Source organism: Burkholderia sp. Ac-20344 (genome assembly GCF_017104975.1).
Classification (GTDB): Bacteria; Pseudomonadota; Gammaproteobacteria; order Burkholderiales; family Burkholderiaceae; genus Burkholderia.
This window is the reverse complement of record NZ_JAAGPP010000093.1, coordinates 25878-36581: the sequence shown is the minus strand read 5'-3', so window position 1 is coordinate 36581 and position 10704 is coordinate 25878. Positions and strand designations below refer to the sequence as shown.

Annotated in this window: 10 protein-coding genes; 5 read left to right on the top strand and 5 right to left on the bottom strand. The window is 67.2% G+C overall.

All coding sequences use genetic code 11. The annotated features are described in order from the left end of the window. The 5 genes from G3N64_RS25270 to G3N64_RS25250 all read right to left on the bottom strand — a co-directional run. Positions 1-248 (bottom strand): hypothetical protein (locus tag G3N64_RS25270; RefSeq protein ID WP_205786342.1); only part of this gene is annotated, 248 nt, incomplete at its 3' end. Between the two features lie 106 nt (positions 249-354). Further along, complete coding sequence (locus G3N64_RS25265; protein WP_205786341.1) at positions 355-1152, bottom strand: response regulator transcription factor; 798 nt, start codon at positions 1150-1152, stop codon at positions 355-357. A 527-nt stretch (positions 1153-1679) separates the two neighbouring features. Next, on the bottom strand, positions 1680-2153 hold the full coding sequence (locus G3N64_RS25260; RefSeq protein ID WP_205786340.1) for a GNAT family protein: 474 nt from the start codon (positions 2151-2153) through the stop codon (positions 1680-1682). A gap of 103 nt (positions 2154-2256) precedes the next feature. Next, positions 2257-3345 (bottom strand): hypothetical protein, encoded by a 1089-nt coding sequence (locus tag G3N64_RS25255; RefSeq protein ID WP_205786339.1) that lies wholly within the window; start codon positions 3343-3345, stop codon positions 2257-2259. A gap of 237 nt (positions 3346-3582) precedes the next feature. Beyond that, on the bottom strand, positions 3583-6153 hold the full coding sequence (locus G3N64_RS25250) for a hypothetical protein (protein WP_205786338.1): 2571 nt from the start codon (positions 6151-6153) through the stop codon (positions 3583-3585). 583 nt (positions 6154-6736) lie between these two features. Here G3N64_RS25250 and G3N64_RS25245 point away from each other — a divergent pair. The 5 genes from G3N64_RS25245 (at position 6737) to G3N64_RS25225 (ending at position 10629) form a co-directional block, all read left to right on the top strand. Next, entirely contained in the window at positions 6737-7099 is a 363-nt protein-coding gene (locus G3N64_RS25245; RefSeq protein ID WP_205786337.1) for a hypothetical protein, read from the top strand. Between the two features lie 200 nt (positions 7100-7299). Further along, positions 7300-7965: a cation diffusion facilitator family transporter gene (locus G3N64_RS25240; protein ID WP_205786336.1), complete on the top strand. Its 666-nt coding sequence runs from the start codon at positions 7300-7302 to the stop codon at positions 7963-7965. A gap of 191 nt (positions 7966-8156) precedes the next feature. Then, positions 8157-8708 (top strand): hypothetical protein, encoded by a 552-nt coding sequence (locus G3N64_RS25235; RefSeq protein ID WP_277399129.1) that lies wholly within the window; start codon positions 8157-8159, stop codon positions 8706-8708. Between the two features lie 155 nt (positions 8709-8863). After that, positions 8864-9286: a helix-turn-helix transcriptional regulator gene (locus G3N64_RS25230; RefSeq protein WP_205786335.1), complete on the top strand. Its 423-nt coding sequence runs from the start codon at positions 8864-8866 to the stop codon at positions 9284-9286. A gap of 2 nt (positions 9287-9288) precedes the next feature. Beyond that, complete coding sequence (locus tag G3N64_RS25225) at positions 9289-10629, top strand: type II toxin-antitoxin system HipA family toxin (RefSeq protein WP_205786334.1); 1341 nt, start codon at positions 9289-9291, stop codon at positions 10627-10629. Positions 10630-10704 lie beyond the last annotated feature (75 nt).

The window sequence follows — 10704 nt, the reverse complement described above, 5'->3', positions numbered from 1 at the left end:
CACGGCGCGCCGTCACGTGCCGGTCCGGGGGGCGTGCCTGCGGGCCGGCCCTGCGCCTGCCCGCCACCGGCTGCGTCCTTCAGTTCCGCGCCCCCGCCGCCGATCAGCGCGAGCAGGCTCAGCACGACGTCGCCGTCGAGCTGCACCGCGTCGCGCACGGCATCCAGCGGCGTGCCGTCGGGCCCGCGGGCGTCGTCAGTCCGGGCGGCCTCAGTTGCCGCGCGGTGCGATGGAATATGCGAGGACATGGGAGCGAACCGGGGCGAACAGGATGTCACGCGCGTCCATCCGGCGAAGCTGCAGCAAGCAGCCTGCCCCGGCCCGATCGATCGTCGCGCGTGCCCGTGTCATGCGTCAGCGTCCGCCGGCTGCGTGCCGCGCGACCGGCGCATCGAGGTCGTCGACATACGCCGGCACCGGCATCGTCGTGCGTTGCCGAACCGGCGCGACGCGGTGCTCGCGCGTCTGGATGAAGATGCGGTAGCCGACGGCGTACATCGTGCGCAGGTAGACGCCGTGCTCGCCGTTCAGGCTGAGCTTCTTGCGCAGCTTGTAGATGTGCTGTTCGAGCGAACGGCTGACGACGTCCTCCGGGCTGCCCCACACCGCCCGCGCGATCTCGCCGCGGGCGACGTACTTGTCGAATTGCGAGAACAGCATCCACGCGATCGCGAACTCGCGCGACGTGAGCCGGATCACGTCGCCGGCCACGCTGACCGCTGACGCGTGGCGATCCAGCCGGTACGGACCGCACGTCAATCGCTCGCGGTCTGCGCTGCTGCGCGTGCACTGGAGCCGGCGGCTGGTCAGGCGCAGACGCAGCAACAGTTCCGGCAGGCTGATCGGCGCGAGCACGATCTCGTCCGTTTCGTAGTCCAGCAGGTCCACGGCGTCCATGCTGTCGCCCGGCGAGCAGATCAGGATCAGCGGCGCGCGCTGGACGCCGTGGCACGCGCGATGGACGAGCACGGGGTGCTGCGGATCGATGCCCTGCTCCATGCTGATCAGGATCGCGTCGAACTCGCGACGCGTGAGCGCGCGGGCGAAGGTCGTTTCGTCGTCGAACCGTTCGACGGCGATGCCGTTCGCGGCGAGATGGCTGCAGATTGCATCGCGCCGCGTCATGTCTTTGGAGAAAACCGCAAGATTCATTATCAGCTCGTTCCCTGGATGAGCAGGCAGGAAATGCGTCGTCCATGCCGGCCGGCGTGCGGCGTCATGCGAGGAGCGATGCCATGGTTCCGACTGCGGCAACTGGACGCCCCGGCGGTTGCGACAGACTGCGTCGGCAACGGCGGATGCGATGGATGCAACGTACAGCTCCGGCTCGGTTATCCGGATCGTGAGTGGAGAAAGCCGGGCCAATCGGCGAAAAGTGCTGCGAATACGGATATATCACGTCGCCTGAAATATGTGATGCAAGCAACAATCATCGATATCGGATGCCAATGAATGAATTCCTCCGGAAAAGGATTCGATTTGTTTATCTTTAATACGTAAACAAATGAATGCCGATTCGATTAAAACCGTTTAAACCGACCCTATAAATCGCTATGAAAACGATTATATGGATTTATGCGGGCCCATTCATGATTTATGCGGACTCTTTCATGAAGTGTCCGCACTACTTGCCGGACCGGCGCATTCGTCTCGTCGCAATGCCATTCGTCCCGCGCGCATCACGCTTCTGCGCGTTCCGGCTGCGCCAGGTCGCGGTTCATCGCCGCCAGGTAGCGGCCGTCGAGGAAGCGGCACTCGTGTTTCAGCATGCCGTAGAGGATGAAGTCGGTCCGGTCGGACGCCCCCTCGCGGATTACCCCTTCGCGCCGGAAGCCGAGATTTTCGTCGAGCTGCTGCGCGGCCAGGTTGTCGGCGCGGACATAGCCGCTGATCCGGTTGCAGCGCAACAGGACGAACGGAAAGCGGAACGCCGCGCAGACGAACCCGGGCGTGATCACGTGCGGCGAGCCGGCCACCGCGAAATGCATCGCCACGTTGGGGCCGTTGTAGGCCTGGTACACCACGCCGGCCACGAGCCGGCCGTCCTTCTCGAGGCCGATCGCGTCGTCGTAGTTGGGGTAACGCGCTTCCCCCGTCAAGGACGCCACGAACTGCATCACGTCCTCGCTTCGATCCAGAATGAGCCGTCTCATGCCAATTGCGAGTGCCATGCGGCGAGGCGCGTCGCGCCCGCCGCGTCGTCAGTCATGTCCGGGCCGGCGAGTTGCCGCTGCCGGCCCGGCCGCGCCCGCTCCGTCAGACGGTGACCGTCTGCCCCTTCGGATCCACCGGCCCCAGCCCCAGCTGGCTGAGTTTTTCGACTTCCTTGCCGGTCGCCGCATCCTGCGCTTCGCCCTGGCTGCCGCGCAGGTCGCCAGCCGACACGCTGACGTCCGACGCATCGATCGTTTCGCGGCCCTGCGGCTGGTGCTTGCCGTTCGTCGAGCCGGTATTCAGGATCTCGGCTGCCGTGCTCTTGCCGCTGTCGAACGTCACCGAGCCGTCCGGGTTCTGCTTGCCGATGCTCTTGCCGCTCTTGTCGTAAAGGTTGCCCTGGTCGTCCATCTGCACCTGTACCGTGCCCTTGTCCGTGCTCAGCTTGACGTTGTGCAGCCCCTGGCCGGCCTGTCCGGAGCCGCCCAGGCCGACCGGCAGCCCGCCATTCGCATACGGCGAGTTGCCCGACTGCGGCACGGTGCCATTCGGCGACGTGCCGTCGCCGAGCGTGATCGTGATGGTCTGGCCGCCGGTCGGCGAATTGCCCACGCCGATGTTGACGTTCTCGCCGCCGGGCACGCCGTTGCCGCCGTTCGGGTTGAACGCGCCGTTGTTCTGCGGGTAGTTCACCGGAATCGTCGATCCGGCATCCGTGCTGCCGCTTCCGTTGCCGTTCGGACCGCGGAGATCGCCTGCCGACACGCTGACGTCGGACGCATCCATCGTTTCGCGTCCTTGCGGCTGGTGCTTGCCGTTCGCCGAGCCGGTATTCAGGATTTCGGCTTCGGGGCTCTTGCCGCTGTCGAACGTGAACGAGCCGTCCGGGTTCTGCTTGCCGATGCTCTTGCCGCTCTTGTCGTAGAGGTTGCCCTGGCTGTCCATCTGCACCTGCACGGTACCCTTGTCCGTGCTCAGCTTGACGTTGTGCAGACCCTGGCCCGCGCCACCCAGACCGTTCGCACCACCGTTGCCGCCGGCCGGCGGCTTCAGGAGCGCGGCCAGCGAACCGGCGTCCAGCGTGAAGTTCACCGGCTGATTCGCCGACGATGCACCATTGGCTCCGGAATTGCCGAAGTCGGTCGGCGTGGTCGTCGACGGACTGACGGTAATCGTGATATTCGCGGCCATATCGGACACTCCTGTCTTTGATTGGAAGTATTTACCCGGCTTGCATTTCGTGCGGTCAATATAGGTGAGTGGCTGACCCGATACGCGAACCGGTGCGTATCGACGCGCATAAATACGAAGCGAAATATCGATTGCGATGCGTCATAATTACCTGATTCAAATTCCCAATCACGAAAAAATGACTGCCCTCTCTGCAATTGCCCGCTTCTTCACCGATCGTCGGCCATTGCCGCGACGCTAGCGTCGCCCCATCGCCGAACCGAGTGCCGATTCGAGACGGTCGGCCGGCGACTGCGCCATATGCCTGACGATCGGATCGGAATCGTCCTTCATCTGCTTCGCCAGATCCTCGTCGAGCGGCTTCTGCGCGACACCGCCGGCCGCGGTTCGCAGGTGTGCGATCGCTTCCATCTTCGACATCCCGAGGTCGCGCATCAGTTGCAATGCCGCCGCGATGTCGCTGCCGCCGTCGGGTCGTCGGTCGTCGTCGACCGCTTTGCGATAGAACTGCTTCAGCTCCTTGTGGCGCACGCCGCCGCTCGCCTGCAGATAAGCGGGCGCCAGCGAGTGCCGGCCATGGCTTTCCTCCAGCGCGCCGACCACGCGCGCAGCCGCATGCTTCTTCACGAGGTCGACCTCCTGCTTCTTGTTGTCGGTCGACTTGTTCTCGTTGAATTTGTCGAACTTGATCGGCAGGAAACGCCCGATGCGCTGCTGGTTGACGGTGTCGCGAATGCCGTCCCAGTCGCCCTTTTCCGCCGCGTCCGGTTCGCCGTCGAGCTGTTTCTCCAGCCGGTTGCGCATCGCGCCATCGGCGATGGCCGCCATCTTCTTGTCGCGATAGTGCTGCTTGAGCGAGTGGGCAGCCTTGCGGTTGTCGAGCAGGTCGCGCCCCGACAGGATCGCGCCGCCTGCGATCGCCGCCGACGCGGCGCCATGCGTACCGACCGCGAGGCCCACGCCGGCTCCGATACCCACGGCCGACATGGTCGTCTTGATCGCGGACCGGACCACGCGGTTCTTGCCCTGGACTTCGGCGATGTAGCGCCCGGTCAGCACGTCGAGCATCTTCTCCCGCTGGGGGCCTTCGGGCTGGCTCAGGATCGCCACCTTGAGATCGTAGCGGGACTGGAAGTCGGTCTTGCCTGCGATTTCCGACAACGGCACCTCGCGGCCGCCCGTCGTGATCTTCGGGTCGTCGCTGGAGGCCGGCCAGTTGCCCAGTTGCTTCTGGTAGCGGCTCTTGCGCATCGCGGACGAGCCCAGTTCCTGCGCCGCGTAGACCGTATTCACGCCTTCGTGCGCCAGGGCCAGCGCGGATGCCGGCGAGGAGGTCAGATGCGCCTTCGTCAGCCCCTGCACGATCCCGCCTTCCGGTTTCGTCCTGTTCAGCAACTGGGGGAGCGCGTTCTCGTTGTCGACCCGGATCCATCGCCCGAATCTGCGCAGCGCCTTCGCGCCGACGGAGGCGTTCGGCACGAGCTGGCCCAGTGCTTCGCCATGCGGGCGCGGCGCGTCTTCCTTTTTTCCGGTGTCCGTCGTTCCGTCCGCTTTCTTGTCGGGCGGCTCGTCGCTGCTCTTGCGCGTGGCCAGGTCGCCCGGCGGCTTGGTCGTGACGGGCGCGGTGAGCGGCGGCGTCGATTCCGGCGGCGGCTTCGGCGTCGTCGCGTCGATTCCGCTGCCGGCGGCCGTGTCCGATGTGCTGGTGAGCGCCTCGAAATGCCCGTGCTGGTCCCACACGACGACACGATGCGTCGGCGCCTGCCCCGCTTGGCGCTGGCTGCCGTGGAATTGGCCGATCGTCGTGACCGGATGCGCGTCGTCGACGCCCGCCTGCACGACGCCGACCTGCATGTCGACACCGAACTTCTCGTTCACGAGCGAAACGAGTGCCGCGCCGTGCCCGCCTGCGTTGGCGTCCAGCAGCAGCATCCTGTCCTTCTCCTCCGGGTGCCGCGCGTCGAAGTCGGTGCGGATCTCGCTCACCGCCCGGTCCAGCGCCGGACCGTCGAGGTCCGGCTTCGCGCACTGCACGAGCGAGTAGATCGAGCAGTTGTTGCCGCGGCCGCTGTTGCGGATCGGCTGCATGCCCTGGCCGGCCAGCGACTGCTCGAAGCGCGCGTTGGACGAGCGGGTCGCGTCGAGTTGCGCGTTGCGCGCCGCCTGCGGCACATCGGCGACCACCGGCGTGTGCTTGTCCTTGCCGGAAGACGGCTTGACGGACGGCGGTGTACCGGCTGGCGTGTCGAGGTCGGCGGTTTCGCCGAAAAACGTGTCGAATACGCGACCGAGTCGCGCCACGTGGTCGCCCGTTGCCGGCGGGTCGGTGGTTTCGGCCGCCTTGTCGGTCTTCGCGACCGGCGTCGTCCCGGTCTCCGTCTCGTGCAACGTGGCCCCAACGACGGCCGGCACGTGCCGGGGCTCGGACGTATCGACTTCGCTCGTCTTGTCCGTGAGCGACGCGGGCCGGCTTTTCGATTTCAGCGAAGCGAGCGACGCGTTCGAGCGCAGCGATGGCGACTTCCTGACGGTAAAGCCCGTCGTGCGTTCGCTGCCCGGCTGCGCGGTGTGCTGCGCGACGCCATCCAGCGCCTTGAGCGTTTCCGCGCCCCAGTCGGACGGCGACTCCCGCAGCTTTTCCGCCGACTTCCGGGGCGAGCGCGTATCCAGCCCGGCAAGTTGCGGTGGCGGCGTCGCGCCCGGCGAGGCCTTCTGCTTGCCGGCATCCGGCGTCTTGCGTTCGCCGGACGTCGTCGAGGGCTCGGGCTGCCGCCGTTCGAGCACGGCGTTGCTGATCTTTCGGAACATGGGGATCTCGCGGCAGGATCGTACTGCGCGCTACGTTGGCATAGTGCGGGCGCGGATCCGGCATCGACACGAAGCGAACGCCATTTTCACGAAGGCCGTGCATGCTCGTCCGCGAACCGGGGGCTGCTCCGGCGCCGCGCCCGGTGCGGCCGATGCGAAACGATGTTCGGGGAACCGAATCCGTCGCGGTTTCCGGCATGACGCATTCACTACACTCGGTTCGACATGTTCGGCGACCGTCGCACCTTCCCCCGGAAAGCCGTTGCCTGACCGGGGCCGCCGGCATCTTCCCGATTCTTCCTGGAGCACGCCCGCCATGAAAATTTCGTCCGCTCGCAGCGGTGCCGTTTCCGAACACACGCAGCACAGCCCGGCCGAGCATCCCGCAGGAAAGCCGCGGGCGCCCACCACATCGTTAGGATAGCTTTTGGATTTGTCTGCGATGGCACGCCCCAAGCGCGGCGCAGGCACAACGGGTGCCGCGATGGGCGCGGACACCACCACCACGCCGTTTCATGCCCGCACGTAGAACGATTGCGGCCTGCACACCATCGCGTCCATCACCGGCTGGTCCGAGCCCACCGTGGTGCAGAAGCTCGGGCTGTCGAAGCAGGACGTGAAGAACATCAGCGCGCACGGCATGCAGCCCGATACGGTGACCGCCGCGTTCAAGCAGATCAACAACGGCAACGTCGAGCATCGCCAGGGCACGGCCGACGATCTCGTCAAGGGGCTGGCGCAATTCCCCGAAGGTCACCAGTTCGCGCTCGGCATGCAACGCGATTCGGGCATCGGCCACCTGGTGTCCGCGAAACGTGTCGGCGACCGTCTCGATATCACCGACCGTCAAGTCAACCAGACGACGTCGGTCCACAATGAGCAGGAGCTTCAGCAATACCTGCAGCAACCGGGCGCGTCGAAAATCCACACCTGGTACAACAAGTAGGCCGCGCACCGGCAACCGGTTCTTTGCCCGATCCGGCCCGGCAGCTCCGAGGCGCGCATCGGCACGTCAACGGCGACGCGCCTGACGCACGGCAGCACCGCGGCACCGGCCGATCCGTCGATTCCGCCGCTGTCACGGATCTGCCACCGTCGACCGGTAGCGTTCGGGTCTGACCCACGCTATCGACAGACGAATCCGCCATGCAGCGCACGTCGCGCGCCACGCCCCACGTCTATGCGGCCACGTCCCGCGCCCTCGCCGTCAGCCTCGCGATCAACCTGCTGCTGCTCGCCGTCGAGACGGTCGCGGCATGGTCCGCGCATTCGTCGGGCCTGCTCGCGGACGTCGCACACGCGGCGATCGACCTCGCGGCCGATGCGCTGATCCTCGTCGCATGCCGGCTCGACGCGCGCCTGCCGCCGGAGCGGCGCCCGACCTACGAACCGCTTGCACTCGCGGGCCTCGGCGCGTTGCTCATCGCGACCGGCGTGCAGATGATCTGGCATGCGACGAATCGCTTCGCCACACCGCCCGTCGTGCAGCCGGGTGCGGAGACGCTTGCGCTCGTCGCTGTCACGCTCGCCGGCAAGGCCGCGCTGTCGTACTGGATGTTGCGCAAGGCGCGCGAGACGGGCTCCGCGCTGCTCGAAGCGAGCGGCTGGCATGTCCGGACCGATGCGCTGTCGTCGCTGCTGGCAGCGCTCGCGATGAGCGCGGCGCTGATCGGTTTCCGCCGTCTCGACGATCTGGCCGCGCTCGCGATCGGCGCACTCGTGATTCGCACGGGCGCCGGGTTCATCCGGCGCGGCTGTGCACAGTGGCCGGCCCTGTCGGCATGGGCGGATCGGTCGACGCGCGGCTCGTGAATGCGGGCGGCACGCCATGCATCGCTTTCGACTGCGCTGAATGAAGAAGAGGCTCGCACCGTGCGAGCCTCTTTTGCATGATGGCGCGGCCATCGTGCGACACGCGGCAGGTTGACCCATGCCGATGTATCGCCAGACGAATGCGGCCGGCTCCGATGGAGAGGCGGCCGACGGCGTGACGATCGGCATACCTGATCCACTACCGCCGCGAGCACGCATCGCTCGTCGAGCGCGTCGGCGAGCGGCCGCTGCATATGCCGTGGGGGCGGTTCCGCGCGATCGAGTATCGCGACACCGTGCACGGCGGGCCGCATCTCGCGCTCGTGCGCGGCGAGCCCGATCCGTCGACACCCGTGCTGACGCGCGTGCACGAATGCCATTCGCTGCTCGACCTGTTTGACCTGCTCGATGCGGAGCCGTCCGCGCATTCGTGGCCGCTGCGTGCCGCACTGCAACGGATCGACGCGGCCGGCTGCGGGGTGGCGGCGCTGCCCGACTGCGACATGCGCGGCGACGCGATGCGGGTGCCGGCCGGCCATGCGCGCCGCGACGGACGCGTGACGGGGATCGGCTCGCAGAGCCTGTGCGAACTCGGCGTGCGGCGGCTGAACGTGCTGTCGAGCCCGTTCCGGCTGCCCGCGCTGTCGGGGCACGACCTCGAGATCATGGCGGTCATTCCGCACGGCGACGACGATCCGGACAGCGCGCGGGGCGCGCACGCGAACCCGCTGCGGGCTGCGTGATGAGGCGTTGGCGCGGGATGGCCGGCCGGTTTTCCGCTTGACAGGCTATCGTTTGTTTTTTGTGAATACAGCCTATGATTTGTATTTTGACAATACATGCCATAGACTGTATTTTCCGATGACAAACGATCGCCTGTCATCCTGCGGAGCGCCCGATGACCTTTCCTGTCCAGACCCTGACCCAGCTGCGTCCGATACTCGTCGGCTTCCGGAAAGCCGCGGGGCTCACGCAGGCGCAATTGGCCGCCCGCCTGGGCGTTACGCAGCAATCCTACGCGCAACTCGAGGCCAATCCGTCGGCGGTCAGCATCGAGCGGCTCTTCAAGGTGCTGAACACGCTTGGCGTTCACATGACGCTAGCCCTGGGCAAGCAGGACGTGTCGGCGGCATCGGCCGGTCCCGCGCCCGATGCCGCGCCGGCGACGCGAAAACCGGCCGTGAGCAAACGCACGCCGGAAAAGGCGCGCGGCGCCACGGCCGCAAAAGAACCGATCCAGACCAAGACCGGCGCCGCGCGCAAGCGGCCGGCGCCGGCCACCCCGGGCAAGCCGCGGGTTTCGAAGCGGGAGGACTGGTGACGATGGCCGCTCGTGCCCGTCACGATCGGCTCGACCTGTGGATGAACGGCATTCCGGTCGGCTACTGGGAAGTCCGCCGCGGCGTCGAGCGTCTCGTCTACCTGCCGGCCTGGCTCGACGATCCACAGGGGCGGCCGCTGTCGCTGTCGCTGCCCTTCACGCCCGGCAACCAGCCGCACCAGGGCGCGATCGTCGCCGATTACTTCGACAACCTGCTGCCGGACAGCGAGCCGATCCGCCGTCGCATCGCGCAGCGTTACCGGCTCCGCTCGACGGCGCCGTTCGAGCTGCTCGCGTCGATCGGCCGCGATTGCGTCGGCGCGATCCAGATGCTGCCGCCCGGCGAAACACCCGTCGATCTCGAGGCGATCGACGGCGTGACGCTCGACGACGCGGCCGTCGCCGATGTGCTGCGCCACGCGACCGCCGTGCCGCTGCCCGGCCGCGCGGAACCGGAAGGCGACCTGCGCCTGTCGATTGCCGGCGCGCAGGAGAAGACCGCGTTGCTGCGCCGGGGAAACCGGTGGCTGCGGCCATCCGGCAGCACGCCGACCACGCACATCTTCAAGCTGCCGCTCGGGCGCGTCGGGAACATGCAGGCCGACATGCGGACCTCCGTCGAAAACGAATGGCTGTGCTCGAAGCTCGTCGCCGCGTACGGCCTGCCGGTCGCGCCGTGCGAGATCGGCCGGTTCGACGACCAGAAGGCGCTGATCGTCGAGCGCTTCGACCGGCGTCCGTCGCGCGACCGCACGTGGATCCTGCGGTTGCCGCAGGAGGACATGTGCCAGGCGACCGGCACGCCGTCGGGCGCGAAATACGAATCCGACGGCGGCCCCGGCATCGAGACGATCATGGGCATCCTCGCGCATTCGGCCGACGCCGCACACGACCGGATGAACTTCTTCGTCGCGCAACTCGTGTTCTGGGTGCTGGCGGCGATCGACGGCCATGCGAAGAACTTCAGCATCGCGCACCTGCCCGGCAACACGTACCGCAGCACGCCGCTGTACGACGTGCTGTCCGCGCATCCGATCATCGGCACGCGCCGCCACCAGCTTCCGCCGCGCCGCGCGCGGCTCGCGATGGCCGTGTGCGGGAAAAACCGGCACTACGTGATCGGCGAGATCCAGCCGCGCCACTGGATCGCGCAAGGCCGGCGTGTCGGCCTGACCGAAGACGACGTGCGCGCCGCGATGGCGGCCGTCGTCGTGCGCACGGAACCCGCGATCGCCGAAGCCGCCGCGCAGATCCCGGCGGATTTTCCGGCGGACGTGGCCGACGCGATCTTCGACGGCATGCGTCGGCAGATCCGCAAGCTCGAGGCAGGCGATCTCGTGTGACGGATCAACGGGTTGCGGCACCGGCTCGCCAGCGCCGCCCCCGGCTCCTCCACCCGGACGTGCGCGCCTGCCCCA

What these genes read in the sequence shown, in the direction of transcription:
- G3N64_RS25265 (WP_205786341.1), bottom strand. Translation starts at nt 1,152, where the DNA reads ATGAATCTTGCGGTTTTCTCCAAAGACATGACGCGGCGCGATGCAATC.
- G3N64_RS25260 (WP_205786340.1), bottom strand. Translation starts at nt 2,153, where the DNA reads ATGAGACGGCTCATTCTGGATCGAAGCGAGGACGTGATGCAGTTCGTG.
- G3N64_RS25255 (WP_205786339.1), bottom strand. Translation starts at nt 3,345, where the DNA reads ATGGCCGCGAATATCACGATTACCGTCAGTCCGTCGACGACCACGCCG.
- G3N64_RS25250 (WP_205786338.1), bottom strand. Translation starts at nt 6,153, where the DNA reads ATGTTCCGAAAGATCAGCAACGCCGTGCTCGAACGGCGGCAGCCCGAG.
- G3N64_RS25240 (WP_205786336.1), top strand. Translation starts at nt 7,300, where the DNA reads ATGCAGCGCACGTCGCGCGCCACGCCCCACGTCTATGCGGCCACGTCC.
- G3N64_RS25230 (WP_205786335.1), top strand. Translation starts at nt 8,864, where the DNA reads ATGACCTTTCCTGTCCAGACCCTGACCCAGCTGCGTCCGATACTCGTC.
- G3N64_RS25225 (WP_205786334.1), top strand. Translation starts at nt 9,289, where the DNA reads ATGGCCGCTCGTGCCCGTCACGATCGGCTCGACCTGTGGATGAACGGC.